This is a genomic window from Rhodococcus sp. OK302 (assembly GCF_002245895.1).
In the GTDB taxonomy this organism is placed as follows: domain Bacteria; phylum Actinomycetota; class Actinomycetes; order Mycobacteriales; family Mycobacteriaceae; genus Rhodococcus_F.
In genome coordinates, this window is sequence record NZ_NPJZ01000001.1 from 4998850 (window position 1) to 5022833 (window position 23984).

The 23984-nt window shown below is 60.7% G+C and carries 22 protein-coding genes; 13 read left to right on the forward strand and 9 right to left on the reverse strand.

Going from position 1 to position 23984, the window contains the following annotated elements; genetic code table 11:
* Positions 1-94: 94 nt before the first annotated feature.
* The 3 genes from BDB13_RS22950 to BDB13_RS22960 form a co-directional block, all read right to left on the reverse strand.
* Positions 95-1018: a 3-oxoacyl-ACP synthase gene (locus BDB13_RS22950; RefSeq protein ID WP_094273840.1), complete on the reverse strand. Its 924-nt coding sequence runs from the start codon at positions 1016-1018 to the stop codon at positions 95-97.
* Positions 1002-2105: a 3-oxoacyl-ACP synthase III family protein gene (locus BDB13_RS22955; RefSeq protein WP_094273841.1), complete on the reverse strand. Its 1104-nt coding sequence runs from the start codon at positions 2103-2105 to the stop codon at positions 1002-1004. Before BDB13_RS22955 ends, BDB13_RS22950 begins: the two co-directional genes overlap by 17 nt.
* 164 nt (positions 2106-2269) lie before the next feature.
* Positions 2270-2560, reverse strand: coding sequence for an SHOCT domain-containing protein (locus BDB13_RS22960; RefSeq protein ID WP_094273842.1), 291 nt, complete (start codon positions 2558-2560; stop codon positions 2270-2272).
* 289 nt (positions 2561-2849) lie between these two features.
* Between BDB13_RS22960 and BDB13_RS22965 the strand changes: the two genes are divergently transcribed.
* From BDB13_RS22965 to BDB13_RS22975, 3 genes are all read left to right on the forward strand, one after another.
* Positions 2850-4106: a serine hydrolase domain-containing protein gene (locus tag BDB13_RS22965; protein ID WP_094273843.1), complete on the forward strand. Its 1257-nt coding sequence runs from the start codon at positions 2850-2852 to the stop codon at positions 4104-4106.
* Positions 4107-4272: 166 nt separating this feature from the next.
* A complete protein-coding gene (locus BDB13_RS22970) occupies positions 4273-5199 on the forward strand; it encodes an ABC transporter ATP-binding protein (RefSeq protein WP_094273844.1) in 927 nt (308 codons plus the stop codon).
* Positions 5196-6833, forward strand: coding sequence for an ABC transporter permease (locus BDB13_RS22975; RefSeq protein WP_094273845.1), 1638 nt, complete (start codon positions 5196-5198; stop codon positions 6831-6833). The genes BDB13_RS22970 and BDB13_RS22975 overlap by 4 nt, the downstream gene beginning before the upstream one ends.
* 4 nt (positions 6834-6837) lie before the next feature.
* Here BDB13_RS22975 and BDB13_RS22980 read toward each other — a convergent pair whose 3' ends face one another.
* Together BDB13_RS22980 and BDB13_RS22985 are read right to left on the reverse strand one after the other, a co-directional pair.
* Positions 6838-8235 (reverse strand): wax ester/triacylglycerol synthase domain-containing protein, encoded by a 1398-nt coding sequence (locus BDB13_RS22980; RefSeq protein WP_094275130.1) that lies wholly within the window; start codon positions 8233-8235, stop codon positions 6838-6840.
* Between the two features lie 31 nt (positions 8236-8266).
* Positions 8267-8845 (reverse strand): CBS domain-containing protein, encoded by a 579-nt coding sequence (locus tag BDB13_RS22985; protein ID WP_094273846.1) that lies wholly within the window; start codon positions 8843-8845, stop codon positions 8267-8269.
* A 229-nt stretch (positions 8846-9074) separates the two neighbouring features.
* Here BDB13_RS22985 and ppsA point away from each other — a divergent pair, with 229 nt between their 5' ends.
* On the forward strand, positions 9075-11372 hold the full coding sequence (gene ppsA / locus BDB13_RS22990) for a phosphoenolpyruvate synthase (RefSeq protein ID WP_094273847.1): 2298 nt from the start codon (positions 9075-9077) through the stop codon (positions 11370-11372).
* Between the two features lie 22 nt (positions 11373-11394).
* Here the strand turns inward: ppsA and BDB13_RS22995 are convergent, their stop codons facing one another.
* From BDB13_RS22995 to BDB13_RS23005, 3 genes are all read right to left on the reverse strand, one after another.
* A complete protein-coding gene (locus BDB13_RS22995) occupies positions 11395-12243 on the reverse strand; it encodes an alpha/beta fold hydrolase (RefSeq protein WP_254922929.1) in 849 nt (282 codons plus the stop codon).
* A 129-nt stretch (positions 12244-12372) separates the two neighbouring features.
* A complete protein-coding gene (locus tag BDB13_RS23000) occupies positions 12373-13338 on the reverse strand; it encodes a 1-phosphofructokinase family hexose kinase (protein WP_094273848.1) in 966 nt (321 codons plus the stop codon).
* Positions 13325-13825 carry a GNAT family N-acetyltransferase gene (locus BDB13_RS23005; protein WP_094273849.1) on the reverse strand — a complete coding sequence of 167 codons (501 nt, stop codon included), beginning with the start codon at positions 13823-13825 and terminating at the stop codon, positions 13325-13327. The genes BDB13_RS23000 and BDB13_RS23005 overlap by 14 nt, the downstream gene beginning before the upstream one ends.
* A gap of 172 nt (positions 13826-13997) precedes the next feature.
* Here BDB13_RS23005 and BDB13_RS23010 point away from each other — a divergent pair, with 172 nt between their 5' ends.
* From BDB13_RS23010 to BDB13_RS23050, 9 genes are all read left to right on the forward strand, one after another.
* Positions 13998-15152: a 4Fe-4S dicluster domain-containing protein gene (locus BDB13_RS23010; protein WP_094273850.1), complete on the forward strand. Its 1155-nt coding sequence runs from the start codon at positions 13998-14000 to the stop codon at positions 15150-15152.
* Entirely contained in the window at positions 15152-15616 is a 465-nt protein-coding gene (locus tag BDB13_RS23015) for a Crp/Fnr family transcriptional regulator (protein WP_094273851.1), read from the forward strand. The genes BDB13_RS23010 and BDB13_RS23015 overlap by 1 nt, the downstream gene beginning before the upstream one ends.
* Positions 15606-16430: an FAD/NAD(P)-binding protein gene (locus tag BDB13_RS23020; RefSeq protein WP_254922930.1), complete on the forward strand. Its 825-nt coding sequence runs from the start codon at positions 15606-15608 to the stop codon at positions 16428-16430. Before BDB13_RS23015 ends, BDB13_RS23020 begins: the two co-directional genes overlap by 11 nt.
* On the forward strand, positions 16430-17197 hold the full coding sequence (locus BDB13_RS23025; RefSeq protein WP_094273853.1) for an oxidoreductase: 768 nt from the start codon (positions 16430-16432) through the stop codon (positions 17195-17197). The genes BDB13_RS23020 and BDB13_RS23025 overlap by 1 nt, the downstream gene beginning before the upstream one ends.
* The gene (locus tag BDB13_RS23030; RefSeq protein WP_094273854.1) at positions 17187-18479 is read left to right on the forward strand and encodes a Ni/Fe hydrogenase subunit alpha; all 1293 of its coding nucleotides are present in this window, start codon (positions 17187-17189) and stop codon (positions 18477-18479) included. The genes BDB13_RS23025 and BDB13_RS23030 overlap by 11 nt, the downstream gene beginning before the upstream one ends.
* Positions 18476-18955, forward strand: coding sequence for a hydrogenase maturation protease (locus BDB13_RS23035; protein ID WP_094273855.1), 480 nt, complete (start codon positions 18476-18478; stop codon positions 18953-18955). Before BDB13_RS23030 ends, BDB13_RS23035 begins: the two co-directional genes overlap by 4 nt.
* A 183-nt stretch (positions 18956-19138) precedes the next feature.
* On the forward strand, positions 19139-19375 hold the full coding sequence (locus BDB13_RS23040) for an ANTAR domain-containing protein (RefSeq protein WP_254922931.1): 237 nt from the start codon (positions 19139-19141) through the stop codon (positions 19373-19375).
* Between the two features lie 44 nt (positions 19376-19419).
* Positions 19420-19698, forward strand: coding sequence for a DUF1876 domain-containing protein (locus tag BDB13_RS23045; protein ID WP_094273857.1), 279 nt, complete (start codon positions 19420-19422; stop codon positions 19696-19698).
* Between the two features lie 54 nt (positions 19699-19752).
* A complete protein-coding gene (locus BDB13_RS23050; RefSeq protein WP_094273858.1) occupies positions 19753-21162 on the forward strand; it encodes a wax ester/triacylglycerol synthase family O-acyltransferase in 1410 nt (469 codons plus the stop codon).
* A 17-nt stretch (positions 21163-21179) separates the two neighbouring features.
* Here the strand turns inward: BDB13_RS23050 and BDB13_RS23055 are convergent, their stop codons facing one another.
* Positions 21180-23936 carry a cation-translocating P-type ATPase gene (locus BDB13_RS23055; RefSeq protein ID WP_369597460.1) on the reverse strand — a complete coding sequence of 919 codons (2757 nt, stop codon included), beginning with the start codon at positions 23934-23936 and terminating at the stop codon, positions 21180-21182.
* Positions 23937-23984 lie beyond the last annotated feature (48 nt).

Genomic DNA, 23984 nt, shown 5'->3' on the forward strand with positions numbered 1-23984 from the left:
TCTCGCCGGGGCCTGTCCGTCGATCGTGATCAACGAACTCGATTACGCCCAAACTTAGTGTGACACCACGTCTCACGCAACCCCTGTCGTGGACTTATTCCGACCCGGCACCGTCAAGTCCTGTCGCCGTGTGCGCTTCGTGGTTTGGCGGGACGTTGTATAGAGCGGCACCGGCTGTCACGCCGGCTCCCACTGTTACAAGAATTATCCGTGTACCCGCAGACCGTCGGGGTTCGTCCCTCTCCAAACCTGCGATCAGTGCAGCGGTATGTATGTGCTCGTCTTCGGCAACGGTGACGCCTGAACTGGGTATCCCCAGCTTTGTTGCCAATGCCGAACGAAAACCTGGGCAGGCGGGAGCGGCCACGATGGAATCGACCGCCGCCAGATCGAGTTCCGCCTGCTGCAGACAGGCAGCGACTACTTCGTAGCCTGCTGCGGCGTAGTCGTCGTCGAGCGAATCAGACTCGTTGAAACGCAGTATATTTCGGTTTTCGGATTGGCTGACCGTTGCCCGGAAAGAATCACCACCGTCGAAATTGTTCAGCCACTGCACCGGGCCGAGCCCGTACTCATCGTCGGTCCAACGACACAACGCAGCTCCCCCGACTGCTGAAAACGGAAACCGCTCACTGAGCCGATGTCCCGGGTCAGCATCACTGGCGACGACGAGGGCACGTTCGATCACGTGAGAGCGAAGGAATCCGTCGACAATCTGCAGTGCGGTCAGGACACCACAGGTGCCGTTCGCAATATCGAAGGAGAAGGTGCCGTGCTCGCCGGTGTGCGGATCCTCCGGATGCGCCCCGATGTCGTCCTGGATCATCGCCGCGAGGGCCGGCTCACCGAGGTTGCGGTCACGATACAGACCGGCGTTCAGGAGCAGATCCAGTTCGTCCGGGCGGCAATCGGCCTGTTCGAGGCAAGACTTCGCCGCCGCTACCGCAAGGTGAAGTGCGCTGTGCCGACTCAGCCATCCAGCCCGAGTGACGTACAGCTGCTCAATGATCGTTCCCATAGCGCGCCACCAGTCCTTCGTCGATTTCCACCAGCACTACCCCGATCTCCAACCCGGAGGCCAAGGAGATCAACGCGACAGTCTCGCCGGGCTTGATCCGCCCAGCCTCGAGTTCTTCGACCAACGCCACGGTGTGGGTTGTCGATGCCGTGTTCCCGTATCGATCGACAGTGATGACCGCGTCGTGCCGCGGACTGTCACCGAACGACGCCTCCATCTGCGCCATACCCTTCTTGATTGCCCGCGCCGAAGTTTGATGGGTGATCACATGGTCTATGTCGTGGATCGACAGCCCGAGTGTGTCGAGTACTTCGTGCAGCAGCAACGGAGTGTCGGCGATAGCGGCCTTCTGAATGGCTCGCGAATTGGTGAACATGCGAGCACCCGGCGCATTGCCCTTCGGGTAAGCCAGGCACAACCGGCTGTAATCGGCGACAGTCGTAAATCCGGCGAGCCGGATCCCCGCCGCACCGGCGGGCGCACGTTCGAGGACAAGCGCCGCGCCCGCATCGCCCAAGGTCAGGGAAGCTAACTCTTTGCTCATGATGTTGTGAATATGCTTCGCTGCATTCTGACCGAGCTGCGAAATGTACTCACCGCTCACGACCAGCGCCCGCTCGATCAAGCCCTGGCGAATCCAGTTGTTGGCCACCATCACACCGGTGAGCATCCCAGCGCAAGCATTCGATAAATCGAAAGTCATAGCCTTGTCGGCCCCGAGAGCCTGCGCAACGCCACTACTCATTGTCGGCTCGAGCCACTGAGTGAGGCCGCCACGAAACTTGGTGATGCTGCAGCTGATCACCACGTTTATCGACTCGGCGGCACAACCCGACCGTCGCAATGCATCCTGCGCGGCTGCAATCGCAAGTGTGTAGGAATCCTCGTCGCCCACACTGACCCGACGCTCGTGGATTCCAGTCAGTCGTTCGAGGTCGACATGAGTTTCGTGGCGTGTTGTTGCCATCAAATCCTCGGTCGTGAGTCGTGTGACGGGAAGATGCCGACCTGCCCCGGCCACCCTCGTTCGATACGGCTCTCGTGTGTCGTGGCATTCCGAGTCCGTCACCAGCCAGTGTTTGACCATTTCACTCGATTCCTCGCTCTGGGATTCCTCACTCCGGAGTTACTTCATCGGCATCATCTGCATGGGCGGCAGTATGCCCATGCCGTGGAGAAACATCATGAACATGTGGAACATCTGCATCGCATCCATTGCCATCACCTCCTTCGAGATTCACTGCGAATTACTCAGGGGGACGGCTCTGTTCGTAAAACAGTCAGGCGGCTCCTGTACTCGGCCTCGTCGATCTCCCCACGCGCGTAACGCTCGGCAAGAAGTTGCTCTGCGCTGTGATGCGGCGGCGGAAAACTTGCCGACGGACTGCTTCCGGACGACCTACTCCCAGACTCCGCGGGTCCGTGTCCGGCATAGCGAATCAGCAGAAAAATACCCAAGATCAACAGGCCCCAGAACAGGGCCATACCAACGAACATCAGTACGTAACCCCAACCCCAACTACCGGAATAATGGTCGTACATCACAACGGGCCTCCAAGTTCTCCATGCGGCCGTGCGCACTCCCTCGAAGGGGCGTCTCACGCGCCTTCCCTCAGGATGCGCTGTTCCCCGACGCATCCACAGGGTCTTTCTGCTCGACTTCCACGAGCAAAAAAGTGTCATCCGTCCTGCCGCAAGTCCTTGTCTTAGGGCACTTCTGCTCCATCTGCCCCACTAGCCCCAACCGTGGAATCCTGCCGGTTTCCGGAGCGTTTCAGAGAAGTAACAGGGTGGTAATCAGCGACCCCCGGTTGAATGAGAAGTGCACATTATGACGAACCTCCCCGAGTTCGAGGAGTTGCTTCCGACCGACCTTGCACCGACGGTCCGTCGCGACATTTCAGCCGTGATTCCCACTGTTTCCACGCCACGCGTCATGCTGGTCGACCCGCGGTTCGGCCAGCTGGCGGGGCAATTCTTTCGCCTCTTCGAACGCCCTTCCAGCGGCGGTGGAGCATTGGCGGTCTATCTCGGCGGGGAGCCCGTCGTCGATATCTGGGCAGGGTGGTCGACTCGGGATACCCGCTGGCTACCCGACACCGTGTCTGTGTCCTTCTCCACTGGAAAGGGTGTTGCCAGTACGGTTTTGCACCGTGTCGTGGAACGTGGGCTGATCGATTACGACACACCGGTCGCCGAGTATTGGCCGGAGTTCGCAAGTGCAGGCAAGGAAACTGTGACGGTGCGGCAACTGATGACCCACCAGGCCGGGTTGCATCGTGTACGCGGCCTGGTTCCGGGCCGATTGGCGCTGCTCGATCACGACAGCATCGTCGGCGCCCTCGCATTGGCCGCACCGGACCGTCGCCGTCTCACCACACCCGGTTATCACGCAGTCACATTCGGTTCGCTGGTCGCCGAACTGACAACTCGCGCAACTGGTTCATCGTTTACGGACCTGGTCCGCACAGAGATCGCGGAACCTCTCGGAATTCCGGAATTCTGGTTCCAGGTACCCGAGGACGAACGCCATCGCATCGCAAAGCTGTTCCCCCGCATCAATCAGTTCAAGGTTCCGTGGGACACCGCTTCCTTCGCGTTGACCCGGTTGCCAGCGCTCAGGAATATCGCGGATGCCGGTATGCCGGCGGGGTTCGACCAGTTGGTCCGCAATCCCTCGATCCACGATTACGTCATGCCCGGATGGAACGGCGTTTTCAGTGCTCGCGCCCTTGCCCGAATGTACGCAGCACTTGCCAACCAGGGAATGGTGGGAGGCAACAGATTTCTAAGTGAAGAAACCCTGGAACAGATGGGCGAGGTACAGACCACGGCGCGCGACTATGTGCTCGGAATCCGCATGAACTGGCGACTCGGCTATCACTCGGCCTTTGTTGCCAGCCGCAATTCGTCGCTGCAGGCCTTCGGGCACTACGGACTCGGCGGATCAGGGGCATTTGCCGACCCGGAGACAGGCTTGTCTGTGGCATTCGTGACCAACCGAATGGGCGGTGCCCTCACTCCGTTTGCCGACCTCAGGTTGGCAAAACTGGGCGCCCAGGCGGAATCGATCGCACGCAGAGTGTGAACCGGCAACGCACTGTCAGCGATTGGTCTGGGAACCCTGTACCAAAGGTGAACGGCCGTTTAGCGTAGTCAGTATGCGCTCGAGTCCGCATACATTTGCTCGAGGCGCAACCACAGCTTTGCCACGGTCTCAACGAAAACACAGACTCCACGAACTAGGAGTAGCAATGAGCACGATCATCGAAGTTCACGAGTTGGTGAAGACTTTCGGACGAACTCGGGCGTTGGACGAGCTCGAACTCACCGTCGACGAAGGGCAGGTACACGGATTCCTCGGCCCCAACGGCGCGGGTAAATCGACCACCCTCCGTGTCCTGCTCGGCAGCCTGCATCCGGACAGCGGCGAGGCTACCGTTTTCGGACGCAACCCGTGGCGAGATGCCGTCGAACTGCACCGCGACATGGCTTATGTCCCAGGCGACGTGACACTGTGGCCGTCGTTGTCGGGTGGGGAAACAATCGATCTCCTGGCGCGAATGCGAGGAGGGTTGGACAGCCCGCGCAAGAAGGAGCTGATCGAGCGTTTCGACCTTGATCCGCGGAAGAAGGGTCGCGCGTATTCGAAGGGCAATCGTCAGAAGGTCACGCTGATCTCGGCGCTCTCTTCAAACGCTCGACTGCTCCTTCTCGACGAACCGACTTCCGGCCTGGATCCTTTGATGGAAAAGGTCTTTCGCGAGTGCGTCTCGGAGGCCAGTAACCGTGGAGTGACCGTCCTACTGTCCAGCCACATCCTGTCCGAGGTGGAGGCGCTCTGCGAACGCGTCACCATCATCAGGTCCGGGCGGACGGTTGAATCCGGAACACTCGAGTCCATGCGGCATCTGAGTCGCACCTCCATTACCGCCGAACTTCTCGGGGACCCTGGCGATCTCAGCCAAATCAAAGGTGTGGAAGACATCCAACTCGTCGGGTCGACGTTGCATTGTCAGGTAGACAGCGAGCATCTGGGCGCGCTCATCCGTGTGCTGGGCGATACCGGAGTGCGCAGTCTCATCAGTGCGCCGCCCACTCTCGAGGAACTCTTCTTGCGCCACTACGGGATCGACGACGCGACGTCGTCCCCCGAGCCTGCGGAGGAAGTGAAGGCATGAGCACCCCCACGATCTCGCGCCCACAGTTCAGCGAGCACGAACCAGTCTCGAACTCGAATTTCACAGGAACCCTTCACTTCTTGCGCTTGTACCTCCGCCGAGATCGAATTGCACTCCCCCTGTGGATTCTGATCTTCGCCTCTGCGCCTGGTCTGTACGTGGCCAGCATCTCCGGCATCTACACTTCCCCTGAGCAACTCGCCGCGTTCGCGGCAACAACAGCGGCAAGTCCGGCCGAGATCGCGATGTACGGCCCGATCTTCAACTCCAGTCTGGGATCGGTCGGGGTCTGGAAGGCTGGAATATACTCCACCCTGATCGCAATTGCCGTGATCCTCACGATCATTCGTCATACGCGAGCCGAAGAGGAAAACGGCAGAACCGAGCTTCTCGACTCCACCTCCGTTGGACGATACTCGAGTCTGACCGCAGCGCTGATTGTCGCCGGCGGTGCATCGATCCTCACCGGAATTCTCTGTACCGCATCACTTCTCACTCACAATCTTCCTACTGCAGGTTCGGTCGCATTCGGCGCCGCACTCGCCGGTTCCGGTATGGTTTTCACTGGTGTTGCAGCCGTCGCGGCGCAACTGACTCCCAGCGCCCGAGTCGCCCGCGGAATCGCGATGTCGGCGCTTGGCGTCGCGTTCGCGCTGCGTGCCATCGGTGACGCAGGATCGGGGACGCTCTCATGGTTTTCACCCTTGGGCTGGGCCCTGCAGATCCGCGCCTATGCCGACGAACGTTGGTGGGTTCTACTACCCACCCTCGTTACTGCTGCCGCACTTACCTGGAGCGCCTACGCACTCCTACGCAGACGCGACGTCGGCGGAGGACTGATTGCCGAGCGCGAAGGCCCAGCGGTTGCATCCTCGAGCCTCACGGGAACTCTGGGGCTGGCGTGGCGAATGCAGCGCGGCACACTTGCAGCGTGGACTGTCGGTCTGGGGTTGTACGGTCTGCTCATCGGCAGTGCTGCACAGGGCGTCGGCGGACAAGTCGGTGACAGCCAAGCCATCCGCGACATCATCACGCGTATGGGCGGATCCCCTTCACTCGAGAAGTCATTCATCGGCTACGCATTCATCATGCTGGGAATAGCAGCTGCGGCCTACACGGTGTCTGCGTCGCTACGCCTGCACTCCGAGGAAACTGCCCAACGCGTCGAACCCGTAACCGCTGGCTCGATTGGCCGAATCCGCTGGGCATCGAGCCACATCGTGTTTGCACTGCTCGGCCCGGCAATCGCACTCCTCGTTGCCGGAGTTGCAGCAGGAGTGACGTACGGAGTGGCCAACGGCGATGTGGGAGGCACCTTGCCGTCCATTCTCGGTGCTGCACTTGTGCAACTGCCGGCGGTGTGGGTACTCACCGGAGTCACTGTCTTCCTGTTCGGAGTGATCCCGAGATTCACGCCGGTCGCGTGGGGCGTCTTCGTTGCTTTTCTCTTCATCTTCCTGGTCGGATCGATCGCGCAACTCCCCCAGTTGGTACTCGATCTCGAACCGTTCACCCACGCACCGAAACTGCCCGGTGCACCATTCGAAGCAACACCTCTCGTGTGGTTGACGCTCATCGCAGCGGCACTGATTGCGACAGGTCTAGCCGCTTTCCGACGACGGGACCTACGCTGACCATTCAGCATGCCACCGTCACTGCGACGTCGATTCCCGGCGGACCTACGGCCAACACTGCACGGAATCCATCGGAAACCGCCGCGATCAGCGCCGGCAGATCAGGAACTGCACCCGCATCGGCGTTGATTCCGACACACACATGCGTGGTGTACGACATCAACGTCACGTTGAATGCTGAACCGAGAGTAGGACTGAACGCCCACTGCCGGGTGATCTCCGCGCCCGCAAGATACAGCGGAGTCGTGGAACCGACCACGTCTGAGGCGACAAAATCCATGTGCTTGAGCATGTTGCCCGTCACTGCAACCGGCAGCAGATTCAGCATCGCGGCCAGGTGGGGCGAAAGCGGAATTGCAGGTTCATTCCGCCAGCTCTCTACGGTGGTGTGGACCCGGTGCATCAGCGGATCCGGATCCGAGATATCGAGCGGTAGCGCAAATCTTGCCAACGAAATGCGGTTGCCGCCCAACGGGTCTCGATCGGTGCGCAAACTTATCGGCAAGGTCACCATCAGCTCCGGCGGTACAGCACCGCAGCGTCGGTGGTACTCAGCCATTCCGAGAAGAACAGCAGCCAAGAACGCATCGTTGATCGAGCACTGTGTAGCTGTCGCGGCAGCGGCAAGGGCCGCAACCGGAAGTTCGAGCACGCCGAAACTACGACGCGCACTACGCTCAGTCATCACCGGCGACAATGTGGTTGTCGCCGGTCGCACCATACGTGATGTCGAACCCAGAATTCGGGCGGCGCCGCGGACGGTATCGACAGGGTGGCGCAATGTACGCGCACCCGCTCGAACAGCAGACCCCGCGGCAGTCCCAACCGAGTGCGCCACAGCATTCGCGCCGGTCAGATGATCGATAGGCGTTACCGCGGTCGGCGCGGACAGACTCGATGTGCCGTCTCTTGACATGCCTTCCCTTGTCTTGTCAGTGATTTCACGTGTCAGTTGCATTCCCCCGACACCGTCGGTCAGAGAGTGATGGACCTTGACCACCAGTGCCGCGGCGCCGTCGGCCAGTCCGTCGAGCACTGTGAACTCCCAGAGCGGACGATCCTTGTCGAATGCGGCCATCCCGGCGATGCGCGCGAATTCCAGAACCTCTTTCCAAGTACCTGGCTCCGGCAGTGTCATCCGACGCAGGTGCCAGCTGAGGTCGAAGTCGCGATCGTCCACCCATCGAGGCGGAGTCCAGGGAAACGAACTCGCAACGGCTCGACACTTGAACATCGGTACCGCGTCGATGGCGCGGTACATGACATCGACCAATCGATCTTGGTCAGGAACCTTGTCCAACAGCACAATTGAGACGATTGTCGAGCGAAGGATCGGATCCTCCTCCATCCGCCACGACATCAGATCCGTCTGCGTCATCGATCGCACGTCCACTGCGCTCATCACCACTCGATTCCCTTGTCGTCACCCACCCTCAGGGCTGTAGCCGTATCTCATCCACTCCCGGCACCGACGATGCAAGTGCAATGACAACTCCTCGCTGCGGGTCATCCTCGGAAACACCACTGATAGTGAGTGTTCCGTCGGCAAACTCCACCGCCCACAGGTCCGGCCCACCGTAGAGGTCAAGTCGATGCCGTACTTCGTCGACAATGCGATCAGGGTCCAGCGCCAAGACCCCGATCAGGTCCTGGCGCGTCACGATTCCGATGACATCCCCCTCATGGACGATCGGCACCGCGCGCAAGCCGGAGCGGAGCATCGCCGAGGCGACGGCGTTGATCTCCGCATCTGCAGTCATCGCAATCACAGGCTTGGTCATGACATCCGCGACCGAGTCGCCGCCGGAGGCGGGCTGATCATTCTGCGACAAGTCTTGAAACCTACTCCGGAGAAGGTCACCCTCCGAAACGATCCCGACAAGGTGCTTCTGTTCGTCGATCACGGGAAGAACCGAAAATCCCGACCGTGAAATCACCAGTAGACATTCGTCCGTACCGGTCGCCTGATCGATCGTCGTCGCAGGACTACTCATGATGTGTCGTGCAAGCATGCCGATTCTCCTTTAGCTGCCCGGTTGAGGCAGCCGACATCGAAGGACTGATGTATCCAGCGTGACAAACTCCTATCCCGCGGCGGAAGGGCCATGGGCACCGTGCGTGTACCGGTAATCGACCTCGAGTGCAGTGACTTCCGCCTCTGTCGACTCGACACGCATCAGAGTTCGCTGAACACTGTCGGCCGCGATCCGGTAAGCGGCCCCACTCGGATCGGGAGAGCCCATGAAGACGAGTCGTTCAACCGCCACGCATCCAGTCGCCGCATACCGGTGGGTTGTACCGATCGATGCCGTCGGACCCGACGATGCACCTACTATCGGTGGCAAAGCCGCCAACCTCGGCGAGTTGATTCGGTCGAAGTTCCCGGTTCCGCCTGCATTCGTGATCAACACTGCGGGCTATCTCGATGCAATGGATGCTTCCGGCCTTCGAGAAACGTTGAAAAAGGGACCTCTGCCGCGCGCCGACAGCACCGAGGCCGCGGTCGGCTCCGCCGTCGTTCCCGACGCAATGCGCGCGGAAATTATCGACGCTTATCGTGAACTAGGGCCTTCGACCACACGCGTCGCCGTCCGTTCGTCAGCGCCTGCCGAAGACGCGGCCGATACGTCGTATGCCGGCATTCACGAGAGCTACACAAACGTGTCCGGAGACAAGAATCTCATCGATGCGGTCCGAAAGTGCTGGGCATCGCTGTGGTCTGATCGAGCATTGACGTATCGCAGTCTCCAAGGAGTACACGAAGAACCGTCGTTGGCCGTTGTTGTGCAACGCATGGTCGACGCCGACCAGTCTGGTGTCGTGTTCACTGCCGACCCCCGCACCGGCGCGAGGGATCGCATCGTGATCGAAGCTGCGACCGGCTTGGGTGAAGTGGTCGTGGGCGGACAGGTGGAACCAGACACGTATGTGGTGTCGAAACCGGATTTGTCGGTACTCGATGTGCACATCGGTTCGCAGTCCTTCGCGATCACATTGTCCGGCGGGACTGAGAAATCGTCGGAAATTCCTCTACTGCAACGTGAACAACAGATACTCACCGAAGATCAGATCCATCGGCTCGCGGTGCTCGCCGCAGCGGTGGAAGAGCACTATCAGCGGCCCCAGGACCTCGAATTCGCCTACAGCGGAGAGCAACTGTGGCTTGTCCAAACACGTCCGATCACTACGCTCGGACAGCACGCAGAAACAGAACCGCCTGACTCGCAATCAGATGGTTCGAGTGCACAGATCCTGGCGCACGGATTGGGCGCCGGACCGGGAAAAGCCACCGGCCGGGTACGGGTCCTACGTTCAGTAGCAGACGGCCGCAATCTCGTTGACGGTGAAATTCTCGTGGCACCGATGACCCGGCCGGACTGGCTTCCTGTTCTCCGACGTGCCGCCGCAATTGTCACCGACGGCGGCGGCATCACGTGCCACGCCGCCATCGTCGGCCGCGAGCTCGGTCGACCCGTTATCGTCGGAACGCGCACGGCAACAACAGATCTTGTCGACGGAATGCTGATCACTGTCGACGGCACCGCGGGAACGGTCAGGGAAGCGGATGCGGCGACTGCCGTCACTACGAGCGCACCGACGACCCCAACCGCACCTTCGGCGGCGTCGACCCGCGGACCGACCACGGCAACATCCGTCTACGTCAACCTGGCAACACCGGAAGCTGCAGAAAGAGTGGCCGCCACGGACGTCGACGGTGTCGGTCTACTTCGGGCGGAGTTCCTGATCATGGACGCCCTCGAAGGCCTACATCCCCGCACGATGATTGCGCGTGGACTGCATGAGAAGTACGTAACCGAAATGTCTTCGGCTCTCTCGCGCATCGCGGCCGCGTTCGGCTCACGGCCCGTTATCTATCGCGCAATTGACCTACGTACTAACGAATTTGCGCACCTCGAAGGAGGCGAAGTCGAACCACACGAAGACAATCCGATGATCGGCTACCGCGGATGTTTCCGCTACATCCGGGAACCCGAATTGTTTGCACTCGATCTCGATGTCATCGCCGAAACCCGAAAGCGCTACCCCAACGTGCATCTCATGATTCCGTACGTTCGGACCGGCTGGGAACTGTCCCAGTGCCTGGCACAGTTGGATGCCCATCCCCTCGGGTCAGATCATCGGATGCTGCGATGGGTCATGGCCGAGATACCTTCGGTGGCGTATTGGATTCCCCGTTACGCGGCAATGGGAATCGACGGAGTATCCATCGGCACCAATGACCTCACGCAATTGGTTCTCGGCGTAGACCGGGATTCGGAGATCTGCAAGGACCTCTTCGACACCATGGATCCTGCGGTCCTCGACGCCATCGACACGATCATCGAACGTGCCACCGCCGCCGGTATGTCTACCTCACTCTGCGGCCAAGCGGTATCCACGGATCCTGCACTGGCGGAACACCTGGTGAGACAAGGAATCACGTCTGTCTCCGTCACTCCCGATGCGGCCGATACGACTCGGCGCGCAATTGCGGTAGCCGAGCGCCGAATTCTTCTCGGTCAGGCTCGCGCCGGGTAAACGTGCCGCCCAGAAACCGCCGTCATGCCAGTACCTCTTGAGGGCACTTGTCGAACGCTGTTTTCATTGCCGCACCAAAGCGTTCTGGATCGTCGATCAGCCAACTGTGGGCTCCCGGAACCGTGATCACGGGCGAATCCGTCAACACCGATCGCATCGATTGGAAACTGGCCGCAGGAATGATCCGATCGTCGAGGCCCCAGAGCAGTGCGATCGGCACCCTCCGCAGCACGAGTTGCTCGAGTTCAGCCGTGAAATCAGCGGTCCGCGCCAGATGGCCGACACGCCAGAACGCACCGGGATTGCCGAGAACGTTGGATATGGCGCAGTCTGCAATGGTCGCTGTCATCCCCAGGACCGACCGGACAGCGAACGCCTCACCGACGGCGGCGGCGCCCCATTTCCACAACGGTCGCTCGTGTATCGGTCGTGCAACGTTGTCATCTGTCGACCAGGCACCGCCGCCCACTGCATTGACCAGCACGAGCTGCGACACTCGGCTCGAGAACTCGTGTGCGGCCGCGATCGCGACACCACCGCCGAATGAATGTCCGACGATGGTGACCGGCTCGTCGATACCGACCGAATCGAGGTAACGCTCCAGCCAGTGCGCGTAGCCGACAAAATTCCGCTCGCCCGGTGGTAGTTCGGCGGTACCGCCGAAGCCGGGAAGCGCCGGCGCGAACACCCGCCTGCCATGCGCCGCCAGTTGACGCAGCGCGTGATCGTAGGACCGTGGAGTCAAACCCCATCCGTGAAGGAACACCACCGGAGGACCCTGCCCAACAGCACCGTAGGACACGGTTCCGACTCCGGTAACCACCTGATGCCACGCAACGCGGCCGGCTCGGCGAAGATCGTGTTCTGACATAGGTGGGCATTCCTCGAAATAGCAGTGACTGGACTGAGTCACAGCCTTTCGCAGATACCTGCGCGAGACGACGGCCGAACTACCTGGGACATACCTGTTTTTCGGCTCACAGAGTTGGAATGACCTGGGTCAGGACGGGAATACCCCCAGGTCAGACAGTTCTTGTATCCGCGCGTAGTACATCTCGACGTCGGCAGGTTTACATGCCGCAGTACCCGGCGTCTGCAGCATTGCAGCCCCCGCCGCAACACCGAACTGCACCGCTTCCACCAGCGAACGGTTATGCACGAGCGAATACACGATGCCCGCAACCATGCTGTCACCGGCGCCGACCCCACTGATCGACGCAATATCCACCGATGGGACGTATTCGCAGATGTCAGCCGTGACCACTAGTGCGCCGTCGGCGCCGAGCGAGACGACCACCACTTCGGACACGCCTCGTTCGACGATGCTGCTCGCCGCAGCCGCTTGTTCCGCCTTCGTCTCGAGAGGCCGGTCAACCCATTCACGGAGCTCTCGAATACTCGGTTTGACGAGGTAGACGCCTCGCTGCAACGCGCGCAGCGCACCGCCGGAGGTGTCGACAACCAGTTGCGCCCCCGCGTCGGTGAGCAGGTCGGCGAGCCGCTGACAGAAATCGCAACCGACTCCTGGTGGCAGGCTGCCACTCACGACGACAAAGCGGGATCCTGTTGCGAATTCGCGCACCCGCGCGAGACACGAATCCACCTCGGCATCCGTCAGCGTCGGCCCCGGCAGAACAAAGCGGTACTGCTGACCCGTCGAGATGTCGTCGACGGTAAAACTCTCGCGGGTAGAACCGGAAATCGGCTCGGCAGAAAACCGCACCTGTTCACCACTGAGCAGATCCGCTATCGCCCGTCCGCAGTGTCCACCCGATGGAAAGACCGCTGTCGCGTCTTCCCCGAGAGAGTGCAGAACTCGGGCGACGTTCAATCCGCCGCCTCCAGGGTCACGACGGGGAGCAGTGCAGCGCATCTTGTCCGTGGCACGCACCGCGGGCGCACTGGTCGAGATATCGAGCGCCGGATTCATCGTCACCGTCACGACACGAGAGCTATTCTGCGACATGTAGTTTCACCTCGAGGTGAAGTGTGGATCCGTCACGACGGAGTGAATGTGCCCAGCCTCGTTCACGAATGACCTGAAGCATGGGTGCGTTCTCCCCCATCACCTCGGCCACCATACATCGCGCACCGTATCGGTAAGCCTGAGCCTCGAGCCGATCCAAGATCAAGGTACCGATTCCGTGCAACCGCTCGTCTTGCGCTACTACGAGGGCGAACTCCACGGTGGTCGGTGAAACCCCGTCCAACACGGCAAAGCTTCCGACACCCACCAATTCTTCGCCGATGAACGCGCCTAGAGCGCATCGCCGATCGTTGCACTCGCACAACTGATCGGAAAAGGCAGTGAGCTGTTTCGGCTGCGGCCCGAACCACCGCATGTACGAATCGTGCTGGTCGAGACGCGCATGTAACCGCTGAACCGCACCGACGTCATGTGCTCCGAGGCATCGAACCGTTGTCGTGCCGATTCCGCTGCCAGTCACGGCCATCGATCATCACCTGATTCGGCTGGAGGGATACCACCCGATTGAACCGTGGCATTGCCTGCAGTGGGCAGAGACTTTTGTCATCGAATATCGTCCTTCGCCCCTACCCCTGCCGGCAGCTCATGCACCAAGCTGGATCGTGGAGGAATACGGATGTCGCCCGAAAGGAGGATCCATGACCGCTGCCGGATCACCCACCGACCTCACGCGCGATCACGTTGTCATAGACCGAGTCGGGCTCGACAAACTGATCTCGGTGTTGTGTGCCGAGGGCTATCGCGTCATCGGCCCGACTGTCCGCGACAGCGCGATCGTCCTGGACACTCTCGAGTCCGGTGACCAATTGCCGGCGGGATGGGGTGTCGAGACTGGCCCGGGCCGGTATCGACTGAGGAAGAGAGCAGATTCTGCCGTCTTCGGTCACTCCGCCGGGCCGCAATCCTGGAAGCAGTACCTCCACCCGTCGCGTCAACAACTCTGGAGCGAATCCAAGGACGGCACATTCCACGCACCGCCGACCGAACCGGTGAAATACGCATTTCTCGGCGTACGTGCATGCGACCTCGCAGCGATCGGAATACTCGAGACAGTACTTTCCGCAGGAGGAAAGTCCGCGACAAGTCTTTTCGAGAATCTGTTCGTGATCGCAGCAAATTGCACGGAACCCGGCGGGGTGTGTTTCTGTGCGTCGATGAATACCGGCCCGGAGGCAAAAACCGGGTACGACCTGTGTCTGACCGAAAGAATCGACAACGACGGCCACCGATTCGTCACCGGAGTGGGCACCGCGGAAGGATCCCGGATACTCGCGCTGGTCCGTCGCAGACAAGCGACGGACGAGGAAACTGCCGAGGCCGCACGCGCTGTCGCCGATGCAGCACACCACATGGGCCGCGAAATGCCCGACGTCGATCTTCGCGGCATGCTCCGCGACGCACGGGACGCCGATGTCTGGGAGGACGTCGCGTCGCGATGCTTGACGTGCGGAAACTGCACGATGGTGTGCCCGACGTGCTTCTGCACAACTACCGAGGATGTCTCCGATCTCGCGGGCGACAATGTCGAGCGCTGGCAGCACTGGTCGTCATGTTTCGACCTGGACTACTCGCAACTACACGGCGGCGCGGTGCGTGTCAGTGGTGAGAGCCGGTATCGACAGTGGATTTCTCACAAGCTGGGCACCTGGCACGACCAATTTGGCTCGTCCGGCTGCGTCGGTTGCGGTCGATGCATCGACTGGTGTCCGGTGGGAATCGACATCACGGCGGAAGCGGCCCGCCTCACTGGTGCCTTGAATGTAGAACCCGACATCGATGCTGGTGGTCACTGATGAACGATCACGCCGGCGAGTACTGTCCGAGAGAAATCGAAGCTCTGGCCGACGATCAACGTCATAGACTCGCTGCTATCTCGCGCGAGGTTCAGTTCGCGGCCGGTACCGTGGTGTTCCGCGAAGGCGAACACGCCGACAGATGCTGGCTTCTTCGGTCAGGCCGGATTGCGCTCACCACCAGGATTCCCGGACGCGGCGAGGAAACTGTCGAAACACTTTCTGTCGGTGAGATTCTGGGTGTGTCCTGGTTCCGCCCACCTCGACAGTGGCAGTGGACAGCGACTGCGGTCACTTCCGTGACAGCAGCCGAGGTCGATGCCACCATGTTGCAGTCCGTCACCGAGAGCGATCCGGATCTCGGACGGGCGATCTACTCGATCCTGGCGAACACACTCCTCCATCGATTGCAGGCTACGCGCGCACGCCTGCTCGATCTCTATGCACGCGAACATGTTCGGTGATCAACTCGTCCCGACGCCGTGCAAGGTTGTCGCCCGCCGGGACGAGAACAGCGATACCTCGACCCTGACCCTCGCCGCACCGGCGCAGTGGTTTCCCGGGTTCCGCCCCGGCCAGTTCATGATGGTCTATGCGCGGGGGGTGGGCGAGATTCCACTCTCGATCAGTGGAGACCCGGCTCACGCCGATCACACTGTGGTCCATACCGTTCGGGCTGTCGGTGCCGTCAGCCGCGCGTTGCGCGATGCCTCTGTCGGAGACGTAGTCGGTGTACGAGGACCTTTCGGAAAGGGATGGGATCTGGATTCCGCAAAGGACGATCTGATCGTCGTCGCGGGAGGCGTCGGCTTGGCGGCAGTACGTTCCGCAGTCCTGGAGGCACAGTCCTGCGGTCGATTTCGTCGAGTTGTCCTCAGCGTGGGCGCTCGCCGACCGTCCGATCTCTTGTACCGCCCAGATCTCGACGCCTGGAGCCAGGGAGACCTGGTCGACCTCGAGTTATCCGTCGACGTGACGGAACCTGACTGGCCGGGCCATGTCGGCTTTGTCACGCAGTCCCTGAACCGCCTCGTTCTCGAGCCCGGACGCACGACGGTACTGCTGTGCGGTCCCGAGCCGATGATGCGGATGTCAGCTCGTACCATGCTCGGCAAAGGCGTTGGGCGCAAGAATATTCGAGTCTCGCTGGAACGGAACATGCAGTGTGGGACCGGGCTGTGCGGGCATTGCCAACTCGGCGAACTTCTACTCTGTCGGGACGGTCCGGTAGTCGACTACGGCGTGGCCGAGCCACTCCTCGCAGTGAAGGAGTTGTGATGAGCACACTCACCCTGGCGGTCTGGAAGTTCGCATCCTGCGACGGATGTCAGCTGACGCTGCTCGACTGTGAGGACGAATTACTCACTTTGGCCGACGCCGTTCACATCTCGCATTTCCTCGAGATGTCGAGCGCGGTGGAAACTGGACCCTACGACCTCTCACTGGTCGAGGGGTCGATCACCACCGCGGCCGATGTCGAACGCATACACATGATCCGGGACAACTCCCGGTACCTGGTGACGATCGGCGCCTGCGCGACTTCTGGTGGGATACAGGCTCTCCGGAACTTCGCGGACATTTCCGAGTTCATGTCCGTGGTCTACGCAAGCCCCGAATACATCGATACTCTCGCGACGTCCACACCGATCGCCGCCCATGTCCCGGTCGATTTCGAACTCCGAGGCTGCCCGATCGATCGTCGGCAACTCCTCGAGGTGATTTCGTCGTACCTGGTGGGACGCAAGCCGAACATCCCGGACACCAGCGTCTGCGCCGAATGCAAGCGACGTGGCCTCACCTGCGTCATGGTCGCCGACGGCACACCCTGCTTGGGGCCGGTTACCCATTCCGGCTGCGGCGCACTGTGTCCCGCACATTCGCGGGGTTGCTACGGATGCTTCGGCCCGTCGTCCGATCCGAATTTGACTGCAATGTCCGGGTGGCTTCGAACCTGCGGGATGACCGACGAGGGTATCGAGCGGGTCTTCTCGACGTTCAACGTCGCCTCCCCCGAGTTCGACGGGATCAGGCGAGATGGACAGTGAAAACACCCGGCTGACGCTGGGTTCCCTCGCCCGTGTCGAAGGGGAAGGCCGTCTGGCATTCACGGTCCGACACGGCCGCGTCGAAGCCGCAGAGTTGAACATCTACGAACCCCCACGGTTCTTCGAATCATTTCTCCGGGGACGCGATTTCCGCGAGCCTCCCGACATCACCTCCAGGATTTGCGGAATCTGTCCTGTCGCTTATCAAGTCAGCGCCTGCAACGCGATCGAGCAGGCCTGCGGCGCGCACCTCACCCAACCGATTCTCGATCTGCGACGACTCCTCTATTGCGGCGAGTGGATCGCCAGTCACACACTGCACATCTACCTGCTGCATGCGCCTGATTTCCTGGGCGCCGCCGATGCCATCGAACTCGCCCGAATCGCGCGTCCCGAAGTCGAACGTGGGCTCGCTTTGAAGAAGGCGGGAAACGCGATTCTCGAATTGATCGGTGGCCGATCAATTCACCCGGTGAACGTTCGTCTCGGCGGCTTCTATCGAGCGCCGACGCCGAGTGAACTGGCGCCCCTCGCCGAACAATTGCGCACGGCGCTCGACGACGCTCTCGCGACGGTGCGGTGGGTGTCGCACTTCGAATTCCCCGATGCCGAGATAGATTCCGAACTACTCGCACTAGCTCAGCCGGGACGCTACGCGATCGAAGACGGCATGTTGACAACCACATCCGGATTGTCTTTCACACCCGAGGAATTCTGCGATCACGTCGAGGAACGTCAGGTTTCCTATTCGACCGCGCTGCACGCGCACCTCGACGGTCATGCCTATCTCACCGGGCCATTGGCGCGGTACAGCCTCCACTCCGCCGAACTGTCGGACACCGCTCGTCAAGCTGCCACCGAGGCGGGCTTGGGAACAGTGTGCCGCAACCCGTTTCAGAGCATTGTGGTGCGTGCCGTCGAAACGGTGTTTGCCGTGGACGAGGCGCTACGCCTGATACGCGAGTACCAATACCCGAATCGCCCGTACGTCGACATCTCGCCCCGTGCCGCAACCGGGTACGGCGTCAGCGAAGCCCCGCGAGGCATGCTGTACCACTGCTACCAACTCGATTTCGAAGGCCGCATCCTGCGCGCGACAATCATTCCGCCCACCTCCCAGAACCAGGCAGCAATCGAGAACGACCTCCGCAGCACCCTCTCCGCGAACCTGAGACTGACAGACACCGAGCTGACAGGACTGTGCGAACGGACCATCCGGAACTACGACCCCTGCATCTCGTGTGCCACTCATTTTCTCGACCTGACAATCGACCGCGGATGACTGTCACGGTGGTCGGAACTGGGAATGAATTCCGCCGAGACGACGGCGTCGGACCCGTTGTGGCACAAGCAATACAACTCAGGAACCCGGCCGGAATGGACGTGGTGATCGAGAACGGCGAGGCTTCGACACTGCTGGATACGTGGGCGGGGTCGGAGTTGGTGATCATCGTCGACGCTGTTGTGCGGAATCCGTCCGCCGGTACGGCACATCCTGGGAAGGTTCGCCGAATCACAGACCGGTCGGTAGAAAACTTCGGAAAACTCACCAGCACACATGGACTGGGCATCATGGAGGCGCTGGCCCTGGCTGCAGCACTCGGCCGACAACCACCTCACCTGGTGATCTACACGATCGAGGCGCAAGACACCGGCTACGGTGTCGGACTGTCACCCACCGTTGCGGCTTCCGTCCCCCTTGTCGTCTCCGCGATCCTGGCCGAGGATCCTGACCGCGACCGGCAATCACCCGGATAGTCTTCGTACCCGCATTCGACGTCAGGGACTTTTGTCATCGAATACCTCCCTTTGCCTCTACTCCCGGACACCTGATCCGCGGAGAATGAAACAGGAAGGACACCAAGGCTCACGTGACATCGTGGAGCCGCTAATGTCGGCAGGAGCGAGATGTTTCCGAATCACGATCCGATCCATTCCTCGATGGATACAACAAGATCCAGTGGAAGCGACGTGGTGACGACGGCCCGAGGGATCTTGGCCACCGGCCGTGGATACAACCAGCGCCAAGCCTTCGACGAGTTGATGGACGTCGCCAAACGTCAGCACGTGTCGGTTGTCTCGGCCGCGCGGCAATTGATCGACGCGGTCCAGGGCACGTCGGACTACGTGCCGACCGAATGGGTCGAACTGGTCCACCGGGTACACACTGCGCCGTAGTTCGCCGCTCCGCCCAGGAAAAACCGAGAATGAGGAGTCGACTCATGAACGAGAAGCACTGGTCGGTGGACATCACCATCGACGAGCACACTTCAGAGACCGGTAACCGAACTCGCGCCATCGCGCGCCTACATTCGCGGGACGACACGCACTTCGCCGGAGCAGGTTTTGCACGCTGCAACCCGTCCGACCGCGATGTGCCCGAGATCGGGGACGAACTCGCCGTCGCGCGTGCACTCGCCGACCTTTCCCGTCAATTGATCGAAGCCACCACTACAGATCTCGCGAGTATGACAAACGAACCTATTCGGCTGACGTCCTAACCCGTTTCGCCCGGCCAGTGTGAAGCCGGCCAGTGTGAAGAAGGTGAGAAGTCGATGTCGGACAGGTTGACTCCGCTCGATGCCGGGTTCCTCGAACTCGAGGACTCGGATGCGCACGCAAGTCTCGCGATCGGCGCATTGGTGGTTGCCGAGGGCCCAGTGCCGAGTGATCGCGAGTACCTCGAACGATTGACCTCACGGATACGATTCATCCCGCACGGCACAGACCTCCTTCACACAGTTCCTGTCGATCTGGCCGCACCCACGTGGACGCCCGATCCGAACTTCGACCCGGCACGTCATGTCATGAGGGTCGCAGTTCCGTCACCGGGTCAACTGAGGGATGTCTCGGAGACCGTCGCGTGGATAATGTCCGAACGACTCGATCGAGATCGTCCGCTCTGGCAATGCTGGCTGATAGAAGGCCTCGAACACGACCAGTGGGCAGTACTCACGAAAGTGCATCACTCGCTACTGGACGGCGTGAGCGGTGCCCGGTTGTTCAACCTGTTGTTCGACATGCCAACAGAATCCGAGCCGATTTCCGAACACACCACTACCGCCGGAATTACTGCACCGGAACAGTCGAAATCCCTGATCGACACGGTCATCGGCGTTTCCGCATCCATTCTCGGTGCACCTCTCCGTTTAACGCGCCGGGTACTACGCCGGGCAGAGGGTTTCGCGCACTTGATTGGTGATGTGCTCACCCCGAGCACACTCACGAGCTTGATCGGACCGATCGGCCGCCAGCGAAGATACACCACTGCCAACATGCGAATGCACGATGTCCAAATGATCTGTTCGACCTTCGAGGTGACCGTCAACGACGTGGCACTGGCTTGTGTGACCAGCGCCCTACGTTCACTTCTCCTGCACCGCAACGAAAAACCCGACGAAAATGCTGTACGTTGCCTCGTGCCTGTGTCAGTTCGAACGTCGGATGATGACACATCACCACATAACGAAGTTTCGCTTCTACTCCCGTTTCTTCCCGTCGAAGTGCCAGATCCCGTCGACCGTCTGCAGTTGATTCACGAGAGGCTCTCACGGTACAAGCGAGGAGGAGAATCTCGCAGTGGCCACTTTGTCACGACGCTCGCTCAGTATGTGCCGTTCATGTCGTCTGCGTGGTTCGTTCGACTAGCTGCGCGGGTTCCACAACAAAGCATTGTCACGGTTGTCACCGACATCCCCGGGCCGGCTTCAGAATGTCGACTGATGGGCCGAGACATCGTGAGCATCTATCCGTTCGTACCCATTGCGGTGCGACTGAGACTCGGATTCGCAATTCTCAGTTACAACGATCAGCTAGCGTTCGGAATCACAGCCGACTACGATTCTGTCTCCGAAATCGATCTTCTACCAACATGGTTGGAGAGTGAGCTGAGGGTCCTACTGATGAGCGCCCAAAGGAAAAGCGCGCGAGAGTCCAGCGACCAGCGCACTGCCGAGCAGCCGTAGTTTCGACTGGACTCCGGCTACGACGGCCCCTTGGCAAGGGACTGCTCAGATCGACGCCGACGCATCCACCGCCACACTTCGTCGCATCCCCACACCAGAATAGGCAACGGCAGCAACCACAAAACCTGATACCACTCTGGGGTGACTGTCCCGAATACACGCTGAATCGGCGGCACCGTCACGACGACTGCGGCGAAGGTAACTTCGAATACGATTCCCCACAGCAACAGTCGATTCGAGAACAGCCCGATCTGCCGCAAGGACGCATGCTCGGTGCGAGCGGCGACTGCCGTGCCGATCTGACACGACACGATTCCGAGGAAACTCATTGTCGTCGCCAACTTCCAGGTGTGTTCGAGAGGACCCGTCGACACATCCGCACCGAAGGTCCAGCCGCCAGAGACGAGCGTTGCCATGAACAGAACCATGACTGCCAGCGCCGACACCCCGCCGAGTAGCCCCCAGGATCGAATCAGCATTGCCCTGTCCACGACGTTCTCCGTCGCCTTTCGCGGCCTGCGATCCATAAGCCCGGGTTCCGCCCTTTCGCGGCCGAGTGCCAGCGCGGGCAACGTCTCCGTACCCAAATCGATTGCCAGGATCTGCATCACCGTCAACGGAAGTGGAATCTGACCACCGGACAACGCGTAGACGAGGAAGGGCACCACTTCCGGTGTTGCGTGCGCAAAAATGTAGACGATGAACTTCCGCACGTTGTCGTACACCCTGCGTCCGGCTTGGACTGCTTCTACGATGGTGGCAAAATTGTCATCGGTCAGCACCATAGTCGCCGCCTCTCGAGCGACGTCGGTACCGGATCTGCCCATTGCCACTCCGATATCCGATCTTCGCAGTGCGGGTGCATCATTGACGCCGTCGCCTGTCATGGCGACTACATAGCCGCCGGCGCGCAGCGCGTCCGTGATCCGCAGCTTGTCCTCGGGCGAACTACGAGCGAAGATCATTTCGTCGCCGGTATAGAGGAGTGCGTCGAGATCCTTCTCGGACATAGCTTCGAGTTCAGCGCCGGTCACCACCTGCAGCCCTAGTTTCCCGATTCCGACGCTCTCCGCGATTCCGCGGGCGGTGAGTCCGTGATCGCCTGTCACGACGATGATTCGTATTCCAGCCGTATGGCATTTCGCGACGGCATCCTTGACCTCGGGTCGCGGTGGATCGATCATGGCTGCGATGCCCAGCAATGTCATCTCTCGCTCGGTATCTCGACGAACGAGCGGTTCCCCACCGTCAACGGCTACCGAGCGCTCTGCCACTGCGATCAGTCGCAATCCCTCGCGCGCCCAGTCATGCACCAGCGCGGCGATGTCGGAGCGCTCCGCGGACGTCAGGCGGTGCTGAGTGCCTTCGGGTTCCGCAAGGTAGGAGCACAGGGACAAGATCTCTTCCGGCGCACCCTTTGCATGAATCTCGAACCGATTGTCGACTCGATCCACCGTCGACATCCGTCGCAGTTCGGGATCGAACGGAAAGGTGATGTCATGGTCGTTCCGTGTCGCGGATACGGGCTCGCCGTTCAGGGCCGCAGCGCGCAACATCGCCAACTCGGTGGGATCCCCGGTCCCCTCGCTCTCCCCGGCCGTCGTCGCATCACGTAGTTCGGCAGAGCAACAGGATGCGACGGCGTGCGCCATCCGACGCGGCAGGGATCCCGAAGGCTGTGGTTGTTTGTCTCCGTCGAAGGCGAGAACTCCGGACGGCGTCCAGATTTTGATCGCGCGCATACGATTCACGGTCAGCGTGCCGGTCTTGTCGGTGCAGATCACACTGGTGGAACCGAGCGTCTCCACCGCCGAAATACGTTTGACCAGAGCACCTTTCCGGGCAAGAGTGCGGACTCCGACGGCCAAGGCCAGCGTGATAGTGGGCAGTAGTCCTTCCGGAACGTTGGCCACCAGTAGTCCGATTGCAAAATTGACCGAATCACCCCAGGACAGCCCCGCAATCAGACTCCCGAGCGGTATGAATGCCGCCCCCATCACGACTGCCACGCAGGCAATCAACCAAGCCACTTTCTTCACTTGCTTTTCGAGCGGGCTCTCGTCGCGCCCGACCCGTTCGGACAGAGCTGCGATACGTCCGATCTCCGTACGCATACCGGTCGCAAAGACCAATCCGATTGCCTTGCCACCCAACACGTCTGTCCCACTGAAGACGATGTCGCGAGCTGCCACCAGAGGGCCCGTGCCACCACCCGCATCGGCAGAAACGGAAACGGGTACGGACTCTCCGGTCAGTGCCGACAGATCAACCTGAACGGAACCGGAAACCAACCGTGCATCTGCCGATACCCGGCCACCTTCATCGAGAACAATGACATCGCCCGGAACGATGGTCCGTGCATCAACCAACTGTTCGATGCGGTCCCGCAGCACCGTCGCCTGGGCAGGAAGGAATGCAGAGAGCGCCTCCACCGCCTGCTCCGCGTGTAGTTCCTGGACAAATGCGAATACCGCATTGACAAGAATCACGAAGACAATGGCCACACCCAGTGGAGACGCCCCGCTGACAACAGCGAGCGCCGCGGCCATCCACAGAAGCAGTGCGAGCGGATGAGTCAACTGCCGAAGCACCTGACCTGGCCACTCTCGGCCACGCCGACGCTGGAGTTCGTTGGATCCGTGGACGATTGATCGACGTTCGGCTTCCCTCGATGCGAGTCCTTGCCGCCCCGACCTCAGATCCCGAAACATCCGCTCCATGGATTCACGAGGATTGACTGCGTCTGATTCCGAATCAGTAACTGTCTCGGACACGCCCACCGCCCACCTGGATCGAAACTCCGCGAATAACTACTCCGTTCG

Excerpts from the sequence above, each read along its gene's own strand:
- BDB13_RS23010 (WP_094273850.1), top strand. The coding sequence starts at position 13,998 with ATGACCGCTGCCGGATCACCCACCGACCTCACGCGCGATCACGTTGTC.
- BDB13_RS23025 (WP_094273853.1), top strand. The coding sequence starts at position 16,430 with ATGAGCACACTCACCCTGGCGGTCTGGAAGTTCGCATCCTGCGACGGA.
- ppsA (WP_094273847.1), top strand. The coding sequence starts at position 9,075 with ATGAAGACGAGTCGTTCAACCGCCACGCATCCAGTCGCCGCATACCGG.
- BDB13_RS23000 (WP_094273848.1), bottom strand. The coding sequence starts at position 13,338 with ATGTCGCAGAATAGCTCTCGTGTCGTGACGGTGACGATGAATCCGGCG.
- BDB13_RS23040 (WP_254922931.1), top strand. The coding sequence starts at position 19,139 with ATGGATACAACAAGATCCAGTGGAAGCGACGTGGTGACGACGGCCCGA.
- BDB13_RS23030 (WP_094273854.1), top strand. The coding sequence starts at position 17,187 with ATGGACAGTGAAAACACCCGGCTGACGCTGGGTTCCCTCGCCCGTGTC.
- BDB13_RS23005 (WP_094273849.1), bottom strand. The coding sequence starts at position 13,825 with ATGGCCGTGACTGGCAGCGGAATCGGCACGACAACGGTTCGATGCCTC.
- BDB13_RS22950 (WP_094273840.1), bottom strand. The coding sequence starts at position 1,018 with ATGGGAACGATCATTGAGCAGCTGTACGTCACTCGGGCTGGATGGCTG.
- BDB13_RS23020 (WP_254922930.1), top strand. The coding sequence starts at position 15,606 with ATGTTCGGTGATCAACTCGTCCCGACGCCGTGCAAGGTTGTCGCCCGC.
- BDB13_RS22975 (WP_094273845.1), top strand. The coding sequence starts at position 5,196 with ATGAGCACCCCCACGATCTCGCGCCCACAGTTCAGCGAGCACGAACCA.
- BDB13_RS22995 (WP_254922929.1), bottom strand. The coding sequence starts at position 12,243 with ATGTCAGAACACGATCTTCGCCGAGCCGGCCGCGTTGCGTGGCATCAG.
- BDB13_RS22970 (WP_094273844.1), top strand. The coding sequence starts at position 4,273 with ATGAGCACGATCATCGAAGTTCACGAGTTGGTGAAGACTTTCGGACGA.
- BDB13_RS22960 (WP_094273842.1), bottom strand. The coding sequence starts at position 2,560 with ATGTACGACCATTATTCCGGTAGTTGGGGTTGGGGTTACGTACTGATG.
- BDB13_RS22955 (WP_094273841.1), bottom strand. The coding sequence starts at position 2,105 with ATGGTCAAACACTGGCTGGTGACGGACTCGGAATGCCACGACACACGA.
- BDB13_RS22985 (WP_094273846.1), bottom strand. The coding sequence starts at position 8,845 with ATGCTTGCACGACACATCATGAGTAGTCCTGCGACGACGATCGATCAG.
- BDB13_RS23015 (WP_094273851.1), top strand. The coding sequence starts at position 15,152 with ATGAACGATCACGCCGGCGAGTACTGTCCGAGAGAAATCGAAGCTCTG.
- BDB13_RS23050 (WP_094273858.1), top strand. The coding sequence starts at position 19,753 with ATGTCGGACAGGTTGACTCCGCTCGATGCCGGGTTCCTCGAACTCGAG.
- BDB13_RS22980 (WP_094275130.1), bottom strand. The coding sequence starts at position 8,235 with ATGAGCGCAGTGGACGTGCGATCGATGACGCAGACGGATCTGATGTCG.
- BDB13_RS22965 (WP_094273843.1), top strand. The coding sequence starts at position 2,850 with ATGACGAACCTCCCCGAGTTCGAGGAGTTGCTTCCGACCGACCTTGCA.
- BDB13_RS23045 (WP_094273857.1), top strand. The coding sequence starts at position 19,420 with ATGAACGAGAAGCACTGGTCGGTGGACATCACCATCGACGAGCACACT.
- BDB13_RS23035 (WP_094273855.1), top strand. The coding sequence starts at position 18,476 with ATGACTGTCACGGTGGTCGGAACTGGGAATGAATTCCGCCGAGACGAC.